Annotated in this window: 12 protein-coding genes; 4 read left to right on the forward strand and 8 right to left on the reverse strand. The window is 60.7% G+C overall.

What is annotated here, in order from left to right:
- Nucleotides 1–52 precede the first annotated feature (52 nt).
- The 4 genes from pafA to J4D97_RS00075 all read left to right on the forward strand — a co-directional run bounded on the left by pafA (nt 53) and on the right by J4D97_RS00075 (nt 8,117).
- Nucleotides 53–1,708 carry an alkaline phosphatase PafA gene (gene pafA / locus J4D97_RS00060; protein WP_208305852.1) on the forward strand — a complete coding sequence of 552 codons (1,656 nt, stop codon included), beginning with the start codon at nt 53–55 and terminating at the stop codon, nt 1,706–1,708.
- A 282-nt stretch (nt 1,709–1,990) separates the two neighbouring features.
- Entirely contained in the window at nt 1,991–2,947 is a 957-nt protein-coding gene (locus J4D97_RS00065; protein WP_208305853.1) for a FecR family protein, read from the forward strand.
- 85 nt (nt 2,948–3,032) lie between these two features.
- Nucleotides 3,033–6,326, forward strand: coding sequence for a SusC/RagA family TonB-linked outer membrane protein (locus J4D97_RS00070; RefSeq protein WP_208305854.1), 3,294 nt, complete (start codon nt 3,033–3,035; stop codon nt 6,324–6,326).
- Nucleotides 6,327–6,521: 195 nt separating this feature from the next.
- A complete protein-coding gene (locus J4D97_RS00075; RefSeq protein WP_208305855.1) occupies nt 6,522–8,117 on the forward strand; it encodes a RagB/SusD family nutrient uptake outer membrane protein in 1,596 nt (531 codons plus the stop codon).
- 235 nt (nt 8,118–8,352) lie between these two features.
- On the opposite strand, the gene J4D97_RS00080 is transcribed toward J4D97_RS00075, so the two are convergent.
- From J4D97_RS00080 to J4D97_RS00115, 8 genes are all read right to left on the reverse strand, one after another.
- Nucleotides 8,353–9,798, reverse strand: coding sequence for a GH1 family beta-glucosidase (locus J4D97_RS00080; protein ID WP_208305856.1), 1,446 nt, complete (start codon nt 9,796–9,798; stop codon nt 8,353–8,355).
- A gap of 199 nt (nt 9,799–9,997) precedes the next feature.
- Nucleotides 9,998–11,020 carry a glycosyltransferase family protein gene (locus J4D97_RS00085; protein ID WP_208305857.1) on the reverse strand — a complete coding sequence of 341 codons (1,023 nt, stop codon included), beginning with the start codon at nt 11,018–11,020 and terminating at the stop codon, nt 9,998–10,000.
- Between the two features lie 110 nt (nt 11,021–11,130).
- The gene (locus J4D97_RS00090; protein WP_208305858.1) at nt 11,131–11,988 is read right to left on the reverse strand and encodes a UDP-2,3-diacylglucosamine diphosphatase; all 858 of its coding nucleotides are present in this window, start codon (nt 11,986–11,988) and stop codon (nt 11,131–11,133) included.
- Nucleotides 11,985–12,176, reverse strand: a complete 192-nt coding sequence (locus J4D97_RS00095) for a hypothetical protein (protein WP_185283004.1) — start codon at nt 12,174–12,176, stop codon at nt 11,985–11,987. The genes J4D97_RS00090 and J4D97_RS00095 overlap by 4 nt, the downstream gene beginning before the upstream one ends.
- A 177-nt stretch (nt 12,177–12,353) precedes the next feature.
- The gene (locus J4D97_RS00100) at nt 12,354–14,084 is read right to left on the reverse strand and encodes a lysophospholipid acyltransferase family protein (protein ID WP_208305859.1); all 1,731 of its coding nucleotides are present in this window, start codon (nt 14,082–14,084) and stop codon (nt 12,354–12,356) included.
- 362 nt (nt 14,085–14,446) lie between these two features.
- Complete coding sequence (locus J4D97_RS00105; RefSeq protein ID WP_208305860.1) at nt 14,447–14,704, reverse strand: hypothetical protein; 258 nt, start codon at nt 14,702–14,704, stop codon at nt 14,447–14,449.
- Nucleotides 14,705–14,801: 97 nt separating this feature from the next.
- Nucleotides 14,802–17,921: an efflux RND transporter permease subunit gene (locus tag J4D97_RS00110; protein ID WP_208305861.1), complete on the reverse strand. Its 3,120-nt coding sequence runs from the start codon at nt 17,919–17,921 to the stop codon at nt 14,802–14,804.
- Between the two features lie 103 nt (nt 17,922–18,024).
- A complete protein-coding gene (locus J4D97_RS00115; RefSeq protein ID WP_208305862.1) occupies nt 18,025–19,125 on the reverse strand; it encodes an efflux RND transporter periplasmic adaptor subunit in 1,101 nt (366 codons plus the stop codon).
- Between the last annotated feature and the right edge of the window lie 71 nt (nt 19,126–19,196).

Genomic DNA, 19,196 nt, shown 5'->3' on the forward strand with positions numbered 1-19,196 from the left:
TCTGGTACCTGCGGCGTGGCGTATAGCTGCGCAGTAGTGCCTCATCCTGTGTATGTTCCGAAAACTAGTTCTTTCTGCGCTCCTGCTAGGTAGCGCCCCTGCTTTGCTCGCCCAAGGCACCAAAAAGCCCAAGCTGATGGTGGGCATCATGGTCGACCAGATGCGGGCCGATTACCTGCCGCGCTACCTCGACCAAATGGGCAACGACGGTTTCAAGCGTCTGTTGCGCGAGGGGTTTCAGTGCCGCAACACCCACTACAACTACATCCCGACCGTAACGGGGCCGGGTCACTCCTCGGTGTACACGGGCACCACGCCGCGCTACCACGGCATTGTGGGCAACTCGTGGTACGATAGGCGCCTACGCCACGACGTGTATTGCACCGACGACTCCACCGTGCAACTGGTGGGCACGACCACCAAGAGCATGGGCGTTTCGGCCCGCAATCAGGTGAGCACCACCCTGGGCGACGAGATGAAGATGGTGTCAAATGGCCGTAGCAAGGTGATTGCGTTGTCGCTGAAGGACCGGGCATCGGCGCTGCCGGCCGGGCACATGGCCGATGGCGCGTTCTGGTTCGATATCAACACCGGCGACTTCATTTCCAGCACCTACTACATGCCCACGCTGCCCAAATGGGTAGCCGACTTCAACGCCCAGAAAAAGGCCGACTACTACCGCCAGCAAACCTGGACGCCCCTGCGCGGCCCCGAGGCCTACCTCAACAGCGTGGCCGATTCCAACGCCTACGAGAAAATATTCAAGGGTAAAATCGCCGCTACCTTTCCCTACGAGCTGGGCAAGCTGGCCCCGCAAAATCCGCCGGCCTACGAGGCGGTCAACGTCTCGCCCTTCGGCGACAACCTGCTCACGGACCTGGCCCTGGCGGCCCTCGCCAGCACCGACCTGGGCCGCGACGACGTGCCCGATCTGCTGGCCATCAGCTACTCCAGCCCCGATGCCGTGGGCCATACCTTCGGGCCGCTTTCCAAGGAAGAAAACGACCTCTACCTGCGCCTCGACCTGGAAATTGCGCGCCTGCTGCAAGCCCTCGACAAAACCGTGGGCAAGGGCAACTACACCATCTTCCTGACCGCCGACCACGGCGCCAGCGAAGTGCCAAAGTACCTGGCCCAGCACCACGCCCCCAGCGGCGCACAGCACCACGCTACCCTCAACCAGGGCGCAGCAGCCTACCTCACCCAGCAGCTAGGGCCAGGCCAGTGGATTGAGATGGAACGCAACAACATGTACTACCTCAACCGCCCCCTCATTGCCAGCCGCAAGCTGGAGCTGGCCCGCGTGCAAAACCTCCTGGCCGACTACCTCCGCGACCAAGACGGCATTGCCCAGGTGAATACCACCACGCAGCTGCTCACCAGCAGCACCGGCGCGTTCCTCGAAAAGAAGCTTCAGAATGGCCTCTATTACAAGCGCTTTGGTGATGTGCGCTTCGAGCTGGAACCCGGCTGGACCTGGGAGCTGGGGGTAGGGGCCACCCACGGCTCGGGCTACCTCTACGATAGCCACGTGCCCCTACTGTGGTTTGGGGCCGGCATCGCGCCCGGCATCAGCTACGAACCCCACTCCATCACCGACATTGCCCCCACCGCTGCTCTGCTGGTAGGTAGCAAGCTACCCAGCGCCTGCACCGGCCAGCCCATCGTGGAGGTACTGAGTTCTAAATCCAACAAGAAATACCGGTAGTTCCGGAGCTGTTTGGTTTAGCTAAAAAGGTGGCCGAAATGGTGTAGAGACGCATATTTGCGTCTTGTCGTCTGCGCCATATGCACGAAATCGTTCAACGACGAGACGCAAGTATGCGTCTCTACACCGTGCAGTAAGTAACACAGATAGTTTCTTGTATAATCGTTGCTGCCTACTAGGCTCCCCCGCCCCCTAGGGGTGAGGTATCCCTCCTCGAATATTAAGCTTTCGTTACATCGGGCCTGGCGGATGGTTACTGCCGCGGGCTTGTGCAACTCTCTTATGAAGCACTCGCATTCCCGCTTCCGTCGCCTGCCTTCCCGCCTGCAACGCTACCTGCGAAGCCGCCTCACTTCGCAACCAGCTGAGCAGCAACGGGAGCAGTGGCTGGATGCGCTGGTAGCTGCTACCCCCGACGATGACGCGCTCATCGATCAGGAAGCAGACGCGGCGCGGCGGGCCCGGATTCTGGCGGGAATCCAGGCCCGTACGCAGCCGGTGGCGCGGGTTCGTCCGCTGTGGCCGGCCCTGCGGATGGCGGCAGTGCTGGTGCCGCTGTTGCTGCTGGGCGCTGTGGCGTGGTGGCGCTCGTTGCCAGGCGAGCTGCACTACGCCACGGGGGTAGGGGAGCAGCGCGAAATCGTGCTTCCCGATAGCAGCCACGTGTGGCTGCGGCCACGCTCGGAGCTGACGTGCGCGACCCGCTTTGGTGCCGTGCGCGCCGTGCAACTGTGCGGCGAAGCGTTTTTCGCCGTCACTAAAAATCCACGGCAGCCTTTTGTGGTGCGCACGGGCAAAGTGGCGGTGAAGGTGCTGGGCACATCTTTCCTGGTAAAGGCCTACCCCCAGCTCCTGGCTACTACCGTGCTGGTGCGCACCGGCCGGGTGCAGGTAGCCCGCCAAGATACCGTGCTGGGCGTGCTGCACCCGCACGATCAGCTTGTCTATACATCGAATAATCAACAACATACGCTTACCCACAACGAATACACCGACGCCCTGCCTACCAGCCAGTTGCTGACGTTTGCGCAAGCCTCCTTGCCCGAAATTCTGCTGCTGCTGGAAAACTACTACCCCGTGCGGTTTCAGGTGCGGCCCGGGGTGCCGGCCGTGGCCCTCTCGGGCACACTGGACCCGAAGCTCTCCGCCGACCAGATTACCGACGTGCTCAATGTGCTGTTGCAGCGCCACCACCTGCGCATCACCAAAGTTTCGGCCACTACCTACCGGGTAGAGTAGGGCCGCAGTAGCACTTCCTTTTCCTGCTTTTCACCCTCGGGCAAACCAGCCTGCCGGGCCACGCCTTGCCCAAAACCGACCTTTTATGCTACACCTCGACTTCTTGACGTATTGCCGGCAGCGCGGCCGCCGGCTGCTGCTCACGGGCGCCCTGCTGGGGGCCACCACCACGCTGCCCCACCTGGGGTTTGCCCAGAAAGCCACTACCGAAGTGGCCTACTTCGCCGTACCGGCGGGGTCGTTGGCGACGGCCTTGCAGCGCCTCCAGCGCGAAACCGGCGTCAACATTGTGTACGAAGCCCGCGATGTGCAGCAGGCCCGCGTGGAAGCGGCCGAGTTCCGGGCGGCCAAGGTAGGCGACATCATCCGGCAGATGACGCGCCGCACGCCCCTGCACCTGGAAGAAACCCAGGGCGTTATCATTCTGACACCTGACACGGCCCCGCCTGCGCCCAGCACCCCGCGCAAAGCGGCGCGGGAGGTGAAGGGCCGCATCACGGATGCCCGTTCGGGCACGGCTCTACCCGGCGTCACGGTGATGGCCAAGGGTACCTCCACCGGCACCGTGACGGACGCCGAGGGCCGCTACGCCCTGGTGGTGCCCGAGGAAGCCACGACGCTGGTTTTCTCCTTTATGGGCTACGTGGCTAAGGAAGTGACGGTAGGCGAGCAAACCAGCATCGACGTGGCCTTGTCCGAGGATAACAAGCTGCTCAACGACGTGGTGGTGATTGGCTACGGCGCGGTGAAAAAGGGCGAGGTGACCAGTTCCATCACCAACGTGGAGCCGCGTGAGTTCAACCGCGGCGTGGTGGCTACCCCCGACCAAGTGCTGCAAGGCAAGGTGGCCGGCCTGAACATCACCCGCAGCGGCGACCCCAACGCCACGCCCACGGTGGTACTGCGCGGGGCGTCGTCGTTGCGGACGGGGCAGGCGCAGGAGCCGTTTTATGTGATTGACGGCGTGCCGGCAGCCTCTATCAACCTGGTAGCGCCCGACGATATTGTGAGCATTGATGTGCTGAAAGATGCCTCGGCCACCGCCATTTACGGGGCGCGGGCCGCCAACGGTGTTATCATCATCACCACGCGGCGGCAGAAGCCCAGCGCAGCCGTGACCTACAGCGGCTACGTGGGGGTAGAGCAGGTGTCGAATACCATCGACATGCTGAGTGGCGACCAGCTGCGCAACTACCTGGAGGCCAACGGTAAGAGCCTCAGCCCCGCCGACAACGACGAGGGCACCAACACCGACTGGCAGAAGGAGGTGATGCGCACCGGCATCAGCCACAACCACACCATCAGCTATGGCGGCGGCTCCGAGAAGTCGGCTTTCAACGCCAGCGTCAACTACTTCAAGCGCCAGGGCGTGATGAAGACTTCCGACAGCGAGCGGATTATCGGCAAGATCAACCTCGATCAGAAAACGCTGAAGGATAAGTTGCAACTGCGCTTCACGCTGACCAACTCCCTGCTCACGCAGCACCTGATTTCGGACTTGGTGTACCGCAACATGTTCAACCATTTGCCTACCACCAACATCCAAAACCCCGACGGTACCTACAAGGAAAATCTGACGCGCACGCAGTACTACAACCCGGTGGCGCTGCTGAACCAGAACAGCGAGGAGCGCAAAATCAACACCCTGCTCGGCAACGCCAGCGCCCAGCTCACCATCCTACCCAACCTCACCAACACGCTCAGCCTGAGCATGCAGAATGAGTCGGTGAAGGGCGGGGCCTACCAGAGCCGGGAGTCGCCGGTGCCGAACGCCAACAACGTGACCGGCCTGGCGGCCAAGGGCCTGGCCCGGCGCTACAGCCTGGAAAACACCCGCAAGATTCTGGAAAACTACCTGACCTACAACCCACTCAACACCACCACCCACGACCTGAAGCTGCTGGTGGGCTACTCCTGGCAGGAGGATAAAAACGGCGATGGTTTCCAGACCGATACCCGCGGATTTGTGTCGGACCAGCTGGGCTACAACAACTTAGGCCTGGGCAACCCCAACGGCGTGACGCCCAACTACGACGCGGCCATTGCCGGCTACAGCCTGGGCATTTCTACCCTGCGGCTGATTTCGCTGTACTCCCGCGTGAACTACGGCCTCTTGGACCGCTACTTTCTGCAAGTGTCGGTGCGGCGCGATGGATCGTCGGCATTTGGGCAGAACAACCGCTGGGGCACGTTTCCGGCGGCCTCGCTAGCCTGGAACATCGCCCGCGAAGATTTTCTGGCGGGTCAGAACAAGCTCACCGAGTTGAAGCTGCGTGTGGGCTACGGCATCACCGGCAACTCCCTGGGCTTCGACCCGCTGATTGCCACCCAGCGCTACAGCAGCGTGGGCACCTTCTATTATAACGGCAGCTTCATCAAGGCCATCGGCCCCACGCAGAACCCCAACCCCGATTTGAAGTGGGAGTCGACGGCCATGCTGAACGTAGGGCTGGACTTCGGCCTGCTGGGCAACCGCCTCAGCGGCACGGTGGAGGTGTACGACAAGCGCACCTCCGACCTGATCTGGAACTACCCCGTCTCGACGACGCAGTACTTCGTGAACACGCTCTACGCCAACGTGGGCGAAATCAGCAACCGCGGGGTAGAGCTGACGTTGAACGCGACGCCCGTGCAAACGGCTGATTTTCAGTGGACCGTGAGCGGCAACCTGGCCCACAACGTGAACAAGGTAGAGAAGCTCGCCAACGACCAGTTCCGCCTCGACCAGGTGTACACGGCCTACCCCGGCGGCTCGGGCCAGAGCGGCATTTCCACGCAAATCGTGAAAACGGGCTACCCCATCGGGCAGTTCTTTTTGCCCGAGTACGCGGGCCGCGATGAGAACGGCTTGTCGTTGTTTTATAAGGCCGACGGCACCACCACCGGCTCGCCTACCCTGGCCGACTACCGCTACCAGGGCAACGCCCAGCCCACACTGCTCTACGGCGTGAGCAACACCGTGAGCTGGAAACGCCTGGACCTCAACTTCTTCCTGCGCGGCGTGACGGGCAACAAGATTCTGAACGCCACGCTGGCCAACCAGAACATTCCGGCTCAATCCACGGCCAACAACTTGCCGGTCTTTTCGCTGAACGAGCCCTACAACGACAACCGCGCCAACTACTACTCCGACCGCTACCTGGAAAGCGGCGCCTACCTGCGCCTCGACAACGCCACGCTGGGCTACAATCTGCCCATCCAGAACGAGTATGTGAAGCGCGCCCGCGTGTACATCACCACCCAGAACCTGTTCACCCTCACCAAATACCGCGGCATCGACCCCGAGATGAACCTGGGCGGCCTCACGCCCGGCCTCGACAACAACAACTTCTACCCCAAAACCCGCTCCTACGTGCTGGGCGTGAACCTGGAATTTTAAGCGAGACCCTACCCCCGGCCCCTCCCCTCCGGGAGAGGGGAGCCTTTATCAGAGCTATTAGCTGATAGCTGTTAGCCGTTAGCTTCGTTCAACAAAAGCTAGTAGGTACTAGCTGGTAGCTAACAGCTGACGACTGGCACCCCTCTCCCGGAGGGGAGGGGCCGGGGGTGGGGTCCACACAACCATCGACTACCCATGACTACGAAAATTATACGTCTTCCCCTGGCCGGCGCCCTCACGGCCCTGCTGTTCTCGGCCGGCTGCACCGACCTTGATGCGCCCATCGAATCGGAATACACGCCCAGTAACTTCCTCACCACGCCCGAGCAGTTTATTGCCGCCTCGGGGCCAGTGTACAGTCAGATGCGCGACGAAGTGGCGAAGGCCTACTGGAACCTCCAGGAACTCAGCACCGACGAAGCCGTGATTGTAGCCCGCAACGGCAACTACTACGACGGTGCCCGTTACCAGCAGCTCAGCCTACACACCTGGGACCCCCAAAACCAGTTTGTGCGCACGGCGTGGGAGTGGGGTTTCAGCGGCATCAGCACCTGCAACCGCACCCTGGCCTTGTTTCAGAATACAGCTGATGGCGATTTCAAGACGCAGTTTACGGCCGAGCTGCGCACGATGCGGGCGCTGTACTACTACCTGATGATGGACCTGTACGGCAATATTCCGCTGGTGCCGGAGTTTGGCAGCACCGAGCAGCCGACGAATGCTACCCGCCAACAGGTGTTCGAGTACATTGAAAGCGAGTTGAAGGCGGCCCTACCCAACCTGTCGGCCACCGTGTCGGCCCAGACCTACGGCCGCCCTACCCAAGGCACGGCCCAGGCCTTGCTGGCCAAGCTCTACCTCAATGCGGAGGTATACATTGGGCAGCCGCGCTACACCGAGGCCATTGCGGCGTGCAACGCCATCATCAAAGGCAAAAAGTACAGCCTGGCCGCTAACTATCTGGATGTGTTTGCGGTGGAAAATGGGCCGCAGGTAGCGGAAATCATCTTTGCCGTGCCGTTTGATGCCAATTTGGCGCAGGGCAATATGATGTCGCGCTTTGCCTTGCACCAGCAGATGAAGGACAAGTTCGGCCTGCTCTTTACGCCCAGCAACGCCAGCCTGACCTGGCCTGAGTTCTACGCCCTCTACAAAGAGCCCACCGACACCCGCAACCAGCAGTGGCTGGCCGGCAAGCAGTACCTCAACGACGGCCGTACGCCCATCCTGATTGCCACCACCAAGAAGGGCCTCGACTCGCGCTACACCGGCGCCGATGGCAACGCCGCCATCAGCTACCACCTGGAGCTATCGGACCGCCTCACCTTCCGCGACGCAGCCAAGTTCGACGTCGGCAACGACGAGTTGGGCAAAGCCCAGGGCACGCGCAACATCAAATACTACCCCGACAAGTCCTCCACCTCCCGCGACCAGGGCAACGACCTGGTGCTGTTCCGCTACGCTGATGTGCTCTTGATGAAAGCCGAAGCCATCCTGCGCGGCGGCCAGGACCCCGACGGCGCCACGGCCAAGAACCTCGTAAACCAGATCCGCACCCGCGCCCAGGTGCCGGCCCTACCCACGGTGGACCTGAACACGTTGTTTGAGGAACGCAGCCGCGAAATGGCTTGGGAAGGCTGGCGCCGCAACGACCTGATCCGCTTCGGCAAGTGGGAATCGGTGTGGGGACAGGGCATGAAAACCAATGCCGAAACCTACCGCCGTATCTACCCCATTCCAACTACGGAGCTGACGCTGAACGGTCAGCTGAAGCAGAATACAGGGTACTAACTTCTACATAGATTAATCTGAGCTTCACACAGGCGTCATACAAGAATGGCAATTTTGCCACCGGAAAAAGCAGGGTGCTAGGTGAATGACACCAGTGCTTTTTCAACGAAAAACCCCGACGCTGCAACGTCGGGGTTTTGTTTTAGAAGCGGCTGGAACAAAGGGCGGATGGCGTTAAAAGGGTTTAGGAATGACCGTCTAGAGGCTTCTTGAATAGCTTGGTTATAAAGACCAATCAATAGATAGACGGCTGCTCTGCGGCGCTGCTAAAAGTAGGAGTAGTGGCAACTGTCTCGCCTGCTAGCAACTGCTGATACCACCAGCCCGAGTCCTTAACAATGCGCTGCTGGGTAGCGTAGTCGATGTGGACCAGGCCGAAGCGCGGCTCGTAGCCTTCGGCCCACTCAAAGTTGTCGGTGAAAGACCACGCGAAGTAACCCTCAACAGGCACGCCGTCGCGCCGGGCCCGCAACACCTGCCCGATGCAGGCTTGCAGATAGGCTTGGCGGGCTACGTCGTGTACTTGCTTATCAGAGGTTACTACATCGGGGAAGGCTGCGCCGTTTTCGGTAACCAGTAGACGCGGGGCCTGCGGATACGCGCTAAACTGCCGGAGCATGTGGTACAGGCTTTCGGGAAATACTTCCCAGCCCATTTGCGTGTAGGGCACGCCGCGTCGGGCCGCACCTACCAGGTTGGCCCACAGCAGCGGCACGTAGGGCGAGTGCCGCACCACCTCGCGGGTGTAATTCTGCACTCCCCAAAAGTCAAACGCAAAGGGGAGGCGTTCCTCGTCGCCGGGCTGCATGTAGCGTTCCAAGCGGTTGAGCAAGGGCGCCTCGGTGGTGGGGTAGCCTAGGCCCAGGGTAGGCTCTACAAACAGGCGGTTGAGAATGGCATCGGCGCGGCGGGTGGCCCGCTCGTCGCGGGGCAGGCCTGGCCGCCAGGGCGTAAGGTAGGAGCACGAGAAGGTAGTGCCAATTTGGGCAGAAGCAGGCAACGCTGCCCGCAGCGCCCGGCCACCTTCGGCCTGGGCCAGCGTGGCGTGGTGGGTAGCGGCCAGAAACGCGCCCAGACTGCGCCGGCCCGGCGCATGAATGCCCAACAGATGGCCCGCTCCAGTAAAAACCATGGGCTCGTTGAGCACCATCCAGTGCTGCACCCGGTCGCCGAGGCGGCGGGCCAGCACCTGGGCGTAGTCGGCCAGCCAGCCCACTACCGCGCGGTTGGTCCAGCCGCCTTGCTGCTGCAAGGCCAGGGGCAAATCCCAGTGATACACGGTGAGCCAGGGCGTGATGCCGCGGGCCAGGCAGCCATCCACCAGGCGGTCGTAAAAATCTAACCCTTTGTTATTTACTGGGCCGGTTCCCGCGGGCAGCACCCGCGACCAAGCCGCTGAGAAGCGAAAGTTGGGAATGCCCAACTGCTGCATAAGGTCCAGGTCGCTGGGCCAGCGCTGGTAGAAGTCGCAGGCTACGTCGGCGGTTTCGCGGCCTTTGATGGCGCGGCGGCCGCGCACAAACGCATCCCAGATGCTCCAGCCCTTTTCTTCGGCATTCCAGCTACCTTCTATCTGGTAGGCGGCCGTCGACACACCCCACTGAAAATCCGGCCCAAAATCGGGGCGGGAGTAAAGCGGTGGAGTGGTTGAGGGGAAAAACGCAGTGGGTAAGGTACTCATGAACGAAACGATGGGAAGGCAATACCTTCAGAAGCTGTTTGCATCAAACTAAATGACCGTTGCACGGTGTAGAGACGCCTACTTGCGTCTCGTCGTTGAACGACCAAGACTATTCATACCTGCGCGGTTACAACAACATCAGCAAGGACGAGACGCAAGTATGCGTCTCTACACCGTGCACAGCGTCTCCGAAACCACTCTATATAAAGATAGTAGGCGCAGACACGGGCGCGTGCTCTTGCAGCAGAGTATCCAGAATGCGACTGGTCTCGTCGGGGTAGTGCACGGGGATGGGGCGGCCCTGGAGCAGCCAATGGTCGAGCGCGTCGAGGTGCTTGTCTTTCAGATTTTTAACGACGGGTACGCCCATTTTGGCCAGCGCGGCGGCGTTGCAGGCTTGCTCGTACTGGTTCTTCATAGGCACCACCAACAGCTTCTTGCCCAAGTATAGGGCCTCGGCAGGCGTTTCGAAGCCGGCGCCGCAGAGCACGCCCGCGCTGTGCGCCAGGCTTTGGGTGAAGGCCGCGCCGCTCACGGGGCGCACGCGCACGTTGCCGTACTCGGCCTCGCGGGTGCTGTGTTTCGAGAACACCTCCCAGCGTACGGTGCGGCTTAGGTAGCGCAACCTCGTCACCAGCAATTCTTCCTCAAAAGCAGGCAAATACACCGTGTAGTGCTCACGCTGCTCGGGCACTAGCTCCCGCACTTGCCGCCGGATAACGGGCGTATGAATGCCGGGCGCATACGCCGCAAAGTGAAAGCCGTAGTGGGCCGTGGCAGGCGCGTAGTGCCGCAGCACTGCCCTACCCACCGGATCGGGGCGCTTGGGGCGGGGTGCGGCCGGGTGCAGCACGGCGCTCTGGTGACTCAGCGCCACGCATGGCCGGTGGTGTAGCCGGCACGCCCACGCCGAAACTGGCTCAAAGTCGCTGATAATTACATCGTACTTATCCAGCGGCAGCGCACGCAACTCGCGCACGAAGGCCGCCGAGTTCAGTTGCCAAAACGTTTTGGCGAAGTTGATACCGCCTTTTTTGCCAAAGATGAAGCCCATGCCGTGGCAGCGGTACTGCACCGGGAAGGGTAGGGAAATGTCAGTAGCAGGTCCGCTTACCAGCACGTCGAGGTGACTGGCGCGTTCTTGCAACAAAGGCACGATATCAAGGGCGCGGCTCAGATGACCATTGCCGGTGCCTTGGATAGCGTAGAGAATGCGGGGCATAGAAGCGTGTTGATTATCAGAATGCGATGTAGAGACGCATACTTGCGTCTCGTTGTTGAACGATTACGGCCAAGCGGTGCGGACGATGAGACGCAAGTATGCGTCTCTACTTACCCCTGCGGTATGTTGAATTCAGCCAACAGGTTTGTGAGCCGGGTATCGTCGGTATCCAGGTCGTCGGGGTCGGGGAGGGCCGGTAGCTGCATGGCGGGGTCGAGGGCGTAGTGGTAGAGCTGCCAGCCGGTGGCGGCGGTGTACTCCAGGGCCGTCAGGTTCTCTACCCAGTCGCCGGAGTTGAGGTAGGTTACCTCCCCGCGCTCCGTGTGCACTGGTTTGATGGTAGGCTGATGAATGTGCCCGCAAGCCACGTAGCGGTAGCCCGCGTCGGCGGCGATGGTAGCGGCGGTCTGCTCAAAGTCGCCCATCAAACTCACGGCTCCCTTCACCCGGTTTTTCACCGCCTTCGACAGCGCCACCCGCGGCCGGCCTACCTTCGCCAGTAAAAAATTGACCAAGCGATTCAGCAAAATCAGCGTGTCGTAGCCGTGGGCGCCCAGTCGGGCCAGCCAGCGGGCGTGGCGCATGGTTACGTCGAACACGTCGCCGTGAAACAGCCAGGTTTTGCCGTGGGGCAGGTCTAGTACTACCTTGTTGGCAATGGAAAGCGCCCCGAGGCGCGTGCCGGCAAAGCGGCGTAACAGCTCGTCGTGGTTGCCGGTGAGGTAGTGAATGCGGGTGCCCTTCGCCAGCAAGCCCGTCAGGTGGCGCACCACGCGCATGTGCGCCGGGGGCCAGTAGTTTTTGCTGAACTGCCAGATGTCAACAATATCACCGTTGAGCACCAGTACTTTGGGTCGCACGCTGCGTAGGTAGCGCAGCAGCTCGGCGGCGTGGCAGCCGTAGGTGCCCAGGTGCACGTCGGAAATAACGACGACATCAAGCCGGCGACGGGGCGTGGCCTTACTCATCCGATAGCCGGTCGGGCCCAGAAACGGGGGCGCAGTTGGCGAGGCGGCAGCTCGTTGGCCCGAAACGGTGAACGAAACGCCCGAATGAGGTGCAGGCCGTAGAGCACCACCAGCACCAGCTGGAACAGCACATAGCCCAGCCAGCTCAATAGCCGGCGCAGGAGCGGAATCGTGGTGGGAGCATGCATAGCGTCAGTCCGTTGATTCAACTCAAAGGTCCTGTTCTACTATGAATTAGGTGTTATGGGGGCGTTACGGTTGTGTCATATATAATATAGATTTAGCGGTTAGCTGATGGCTGTTAGCTGATAGCTTTTATTCAACGGAAAGCTATCAGCTAACAGCCATCAGCTAACCGCTAAACTTTACCCCCGTTCCAGCAAACGGTGCGTGCGCTCGGGGAGATCGTAGGCGTCGAGGACTACGAAGCCGTCGAGGACGTTGCTGAACGCGGGGTCGAGGTTGAAGCCCACGAAACGGGCATTCTGGCGGATGTAGTGCCGCAGCAGCGCCGGCACGCCCAGGCCGCTGGGTTCCAGCGCCCCGATCAGTTGGTTGAGTGCCTCCACGCTGTCGAGGCCTTGTTGCAGGGTGGCCGTTGTGTCGGAATCGCCGGTGAGGGGACGGTAGCGGAACTGCTTGCGCGGCTGCACGTGGGCCGCCAGTTCCTCATCGAAGCAATGCCGACGGATGAAATCCACCATCACCGCTTTTGACACGGGTGAGAAATTGTTGCTAATGCTCACGGGGCCAATCAGGTAGCGGTACTCGGGGTGGTCTGCGAGGTAGGCGGCAATGCCTTTCCAGAGTAGCAGCAAGGGTAGGGGCTGCTGCTGGTACTCGGGCCGCACAAACGATCGGCCCAGCTCCAGCGACTCGCTCAGCAGCGGCTTCAGCCCTTTCTTCAGCCGAAACAACGAATGCAAATAGAACCCGCGCCGGCCGTGCTGGCGCAGAATGTTGCGGCCCGGCCCCACGCGGTAGGCTCCTACCAGGCAGCCCGCCCGCCGGTCGTAGAGAAATAGGTGGCGGTAATAGGTGTCGTAGGAGTCGAGGTCGGTGGGCTGCTGTGTGCCTTCGCCAATGCCCCGGAATGTCAACTCGCGCAGCCGGCCAATTTCGCGGAGTACGTTGGGTATTTCACGGCTTTTGGCTACGTACACTTCCCACGGGCCGCTCACCAGCACGCGGCGCTTAGGTCGTAGGGCGGCTAGTTCGTTCGCGATTAGGGTGGCGCAGGTTTCGGCCACTACGGGCGGGGCGCAGGGTAGGGCCACGGTAGGTGCCGCCATTGCCGAACCCAAGGCGTGCACCTGCGCCTTCAGAAAGGGTAGTAGCTCGGTCTGCGCAAAACGCTGCTGCTCTGTGGGAAGCAAGGGGCGCCCTAGGCGCACGTGCACCGTGGTGCCTTGCTTGTTGAGGAGCTCGGCCGGTAGGCGCAACGTGCGCAGCAATGGGTGCAATAGCCCCAGCCAGCTAAACGACAGGCTGTTTTGACCGCTCACCCAAACAGGTAGTACGGGTACGTGGGCGGCCACCAGCAGGCGCTCGGCCGTCGGGTTCCATTCCGGTTCTGCTACCGTCCCGAAGGGGGTAGTACGGTGGGCCACGGCACCCGCCGGAAACAGCAGCAGGGGCACGTCATTTTGCAGAAACCGGAGCAGCTTCCGCACGCTGGGCACGTTGCGCTGAAACTGTCCTGCATCGGGCTTCACCAGTACAAGATGCTCGCGTAGCTGGGTCAGTAAGGGCGCCAGGGCCTCGTTGGCTACGGCCCGCAGCTCGGGGCGTACCTTGCCCAGCACGTGCAGCAGCACCAGCCCATCGAGCAGGCCGCTGGGGTGGTTGGCCACAGCCACAAAGGCACCCGTGGTGGGCAGGCGGCGCAACTCGGCGGCTTCTACGCGCACCTCAATGCGCAACTGCGTGAGCACCGCCGCCACAAATTCCAGGCCCGAGCAGTTCTCTACCTCATTATACAGGCGCTGCAACTGGCGCAGCTGTGCCAGCTGCCGCAGCAGCGGAAACGCTACCCGCCGCAAGCGTAAAAGGCGGGTGGTGGGTAGGGGTAGTTGTAGGCTAGAAGATAAATCCATCAACACAAATCCGTAAAAATGAAGCCGCCTTTTACTGGACAAAATGCCCGGTGGCGCTCTGCTGATAATCAGCTACTTGGAGCTACCTCAAACTTCCTTTTTCAGGATTACTTGGATATTCTCTAGTCTTTACGGAATTGTTATATTTTTCAGTTTAAATACCCTTTTTCGTCCAACTATTCTCACTGCAGTGGAGCTATATGATGCTGAAAAGGGACATTTCTGGTTGTTTATAGGCTGTTTGGGTTGACTACCTGTACAATGTCGTTGAACGTCGGCCGCTTAAATCGTGCAACGACGAGACGCAAGTATGCGTCTGTACACCGTTCAATGAGCAATGCGAACAACTTTCCGGCTACTTTTTACTGCGCCGACGAGGCCGAGGCAGTGTGCAACGAGGGCGCGGCGTAGTGAAGCAGTTGCTGCCAACTGTCGTCGGATAGCTCCAGGCTGTTGCTGGCGGGGCTCCAACGCAGCACCGGATTCACGGCCTTGAGCAGCGCTACCCAATCCGTGGCGGTGTCGGGGGCATTGGGGTGGGCGTCAACTTCGGCGCGGAGCGTGCCGGCAACCTGCATTTGCAAGGAAGGCGGTAGGAAGACGAAAGGGGCAAGAATCATAGTGCTAGAAAGTTAGAGGCGGAAGGTGTTGCAAGACAGTGCCGGGTAGTACGCGTAGCTACGCATACTACTCGGCGTTGGGGGTAGGCGCCAGAGACTAGCCCGCAGCCAATTTTTCCTGGCGACGACGGTAGCCTTGGTGTGTGCGCTCGAAAATCAGCGGGAAAATGAACAGCGTGAGGATGGTGGAAGTCACCAACCCGCCAATCACCACAATGGCCAGTGGCTTCTGCGTCTGGGAGCCAATGCCAGTGCTAATAGCCGCCGGAAACAGACCGATGGCCGCCATCATGGCCGTCATCAGCACCGGCCGGATACGCGAGGTAACACCCTCGTAAATAGCATCATCCAGCGGCATTTTCTTCAGAATATTCTGCTTGAAGACGGTAATCAGAATCACGCCGTCTTGGATACAGATACCGAACAGGGCGATGAAGCCAATACCGGCCGAGATGCTGAAATTGGTATCCGTAAGCAGCAGGGCCGCAATGCCGCCCGTAATGGCGAAGGGCACGTTCAGGAGCACCAGTCCGGCGTCCTTCATGTTGCCGAACAGCACAAATAGGATGAAGAAAATCAGCAGCAGCGAGATGGGCACCACCACGGCCAGGCGCTGGGTGGCGCGCTCCTGGTTTTCGAAGTCGCCGGCCCAGGCGTAGGAAAAGCCCTTGGGTAGGGGCACTTGCGCATTCACTTTCTGTTGCGCCTCCTCAATGGTAGAGCCCATATCGCGGCCACGCACCGAGAACTTGATGGCGATGAACCGCTCGGTGTCGTCGCGGAAGATGAGCGACGGACCGGTGAGCAGATTGATAGAGGAAATTTCGCGCAGCGGAATCTGCGAGCCGTTGAGGGTAGGCACCATCAGGCGGCCAATTTCCTCCTCGGTTTTGCGGAACTCGGGCTGGTAGCGAATGCGGATGCTGAAGCGCCGTTCGCCCTCGTAAAGCTGCGAGGCCTCCTTGCCGCCGATGGCCAACTCCACCACCGCGTTGGCGTCGGCTTTGCTCACGCCGTAGCGGGCCATGCGCTGCTCATCCAGCTCCACGTGCAGTTCGGGCTGGCCCAGGTTGCGCACCACGCCCAGGTCCTCAATGCCGCGCACGCCTTTCAGAATGGCGTACACGCTGTCGGCTTTCTGGTCGATGAAGGGTAGGTCGTCGCCGAAAATCTTCACCGCAATGGAGCCCTTCACGCCCGATACGGCTTCCTCCACGTTGTCCTGAATAGGCTGCGAGAAGTTGAACACCACCGTGGGCAGAATGGCGTGCAGCTTGTGTTGCATGCTGTCGATGAGGGCTTCGCGGTAGGCTGGTTTTTTCAGCTCCGGTAGCTGCTTGGTGTCCACGTGAAACTCCACGTTGTAGAAGCCCGTGGGGTCGGTGCCGTCGTTGGGACGGCCGGTTTGGCTGAGCACCTGCTTCACTTGGTTGAATGAGCCCAGCGTTTTGCGCATTTCCTGCGTCAGCTCCACCGATTTTTCCAGCGAAATGCTCATCGGCAGTGAGGCGCGCACGTACAGCGAGCCTTCGTCGAGTTGGGGTAGGAACTCGGTGCCCAGCAGCCGAAATGCCCCGATACCTACTACCAGCCACACGGCCGCAAAGCCCAGGCTCACGGCCTTGTTGCGGTACACGCGCCGGAAAATACGCAGGCTGTTGCGCGTCACGAAGTTGATAAACGGGTTGTTCTTCTCCCGCACGTTCTTATTCAGCAGCATACTCGCCAGCACCGGCACCAGCGTGAGCGTGGTGATAAGGGCGCCCAGCAGGGCAAAGCCGAGCGTCCAGGCCAGGGGCGAGAACATCTTGCCCTCTACCTTCTCGAAGGAGAAAATGGGTAGGAGGGCGGTGATAATGATGAGCTTGGCCGTGAAGATGGTTTTGCCCATCTCGGTGCCGGTCTTGCGGATGAGGCGCAGCTTGGCCAGGCGGTTGAATTTCGCCATCCCTACCTTGTGCGCCAGGTGGTCGAGGGCCACGAAGATGCCCTCCACCATCACCACCGCGCCATCCACAATGATACCGAAGTCGATGGCGCCCATGCTCAGCAGATTGGCACTCATGCCCTTCAGCCGCAGGCAGATAAAGGCAAACAGCAAAGCCAGCGGAATCACCACCGACACCACCACCGTGGTGCGCCAGTCGGCCATAAACAGCAGCACCACCAGCGTTACCAGCACAATGCCCTCCACTAGGTTGTGCTGCACCGTGCCCACGGCAAAGCCGATGAGCGTTTCGCGGTTGTAGAACGTGCGGATTTTCACGCCGGCCGGCAGAATTTTGTCGTTCAGCTCATCTACCTTATCGTTCAGGCGCTTAATGACTTCCGAGGGGTTTTCGCCCTTGCGCATCACCACAATGCCTTCCACCACGTCGGGGTTCATATCCAGGCCTACCTGGCCCAGGCGGGGTAGGGCCGACTCGCGCACCTCGGCCACGTTGCGCACCAGAATGGGCGTGCCATTGACATTCTTAATGATGATGGTGCGAATGTCCTCCATCGTGCCCAGCAGCCCAATGCCGCGCACCACATAGGCCTCGTCGTTTTTCTCGATGATGTCGCCGCCCACGTTGATGTTGGAGCGCGCCACCGACTCGTACACGTCCAAGGGCGTGATGTCGTACTCAGCCAAACGGCGCGGGTTGATGCTGATTTCGTAGCTCTTCACCTCGCCGCCGAAGCTGTTCACATCGGCCACGCCGGGCACGGCCTTGATGCGCCGGTCAATCACCCAGTCCTGAATGGTTTTCAGCTCGCGCACATCGTACTTCTCGCTTTCTAGGGTATAGCGAAAAATCTCGCCGGTAGGGCCGTAGGGCGGCTCCACTTCGGGGTCGATGCCCTCGGGCAACTCAGCCGAGGGTAGCAGGTTGTTGACCTGCACGCGGGCAAAAGCGTCGTCCACATCGTCGTCGAACACCACCTTCACCACCGACAGCCCGAAGAGGGTAGTCGAGCGAATGTTGGTTTTCTTCTGAGCAGGGTTCAGGGCTACCTCAATGGGCAGCGTAATAAACTTCTCGATTTCCTCGGCCGAGCGCCCCGGCCACTGCGTGATAATCGTGACCTGCGTATTGGTCACGTCCGGGAAGGCATCAATGGGCGTGCGCTGGTAGCTATACAGCCCCGCCGCCACCACCAGGGCCGTGCAGAAGAAAATGAAGTAGCGGTTCCGGAGCGAAAACCCCAGAATGCCGTGGATGAATTTATGCATGATTATTTAGCTGTTAGCTGCTGGCTTTTAGCTGTTAGCTGCCAAGCCGTCTTTCAAGCTGCTAGCTATCAGCTAACAGCCAATAGCTAGCAGCTAAAAGAAACTATTGATTCAGTGTATGAAAGAGCAGCAGCGCGTTGCGCGAAATGACCCGTTCGCCGGGCTCTACGCCGCCGTTGAGGTAGGTGTAGCCGCCGGCGATGCCGGTGGTTTCCACGTTGCGGGTTTCGATGTGCTCCCGGTCGCGGAACACGAGCACGTAGCTGCGGCTGCGCTCAAACACCAGCGCCGACGACGGCACGCTGAGCTTGCTGGCCCCCGTGGGCGCCGACACTGTGACGGTGGCGAACATCTCCGGTTTCAGATTGTTGCCGGGGTTTTGCAAGGGCACACGCACCGTCAGCACGCGGCTGTCGGGGTCGAGGGAGCTGAAGGCCGGGTCGATTTTGCCCTCGATGGGCTCGTTGGGGTAGGCTAGGGTGCGTACCACGGCCGCAGTGCCAGGTTGCACGCGGGAAATATCGTCTTCGTACACGCTGGCCAGCGCCCACACCGTGTCCAGGTCCGAAATGACGAACATCGGCTGGTCGTTGTCGGAGCGCAGCTGGGTGCGTGGGTTCACGGTTTTTTCCACCACAAAGCCCGCTGCTGGTGCCTTCACCAGGTAGCGCGCGGCGCCCTGGGTTTGCTGGGTGCCGTATATAGTGCCAATCTGCCGGTTTTTCTGCACCTCCGCCTGAGCGCGGCGCACTTCCTGCTGGGCCAGCTGGTACTCGCGCGCCGAGGCCAGACCGTCTTCGTACAGTTCCTTGGTAGAAGCCAGTTCCTGCCGGGTCTTGGCCAGCTCCACCGTGGCCGTGGTCGACTCGGAGCGGAAGTTGGCAATGTCGGTGCTTTCCAGTTCGGCCAGCACCTGCCCGGCCTTCACGTACTGGCCCAGCGACACGTTCACCTTCGTCACGATGCCGCCCACCAGCGGAAACACCTTGTTCACCCGCGACTCGTCGTAGGCAATTTTGGCGGTGAGCTTCAGCTCGTTAATCACGGGACGCTGGCGCACGGTATCCAGCGTGATGCGCGCCAGCAGCGAATCGGAAACAACGGGCACAGATGCCGCAGTGGCAGCCGCGGGCGCGTCGGGGTTGTGCTCCGAGCAGGCCGCGAGGCTGGCTGCCAGCAGCAGGCTCAGGGTAAAGTGGCGCATAGAAAAGTAGGAAGGGAGTTGCATAGAAGTTCAAAGGTTGACCCCACCCCCGGCCCCTCCCCTCCGGGAGA

Origin of the sequence: Hymenobacter defluvii, assembly GCF_017589435.1 — a bacterium.
GTDB lineage: Bacteria > Bacteroidota > Bacteroidia > Cytophagales > Hymenobacteraceae > Hymenobacter > Hymenobacter profundi.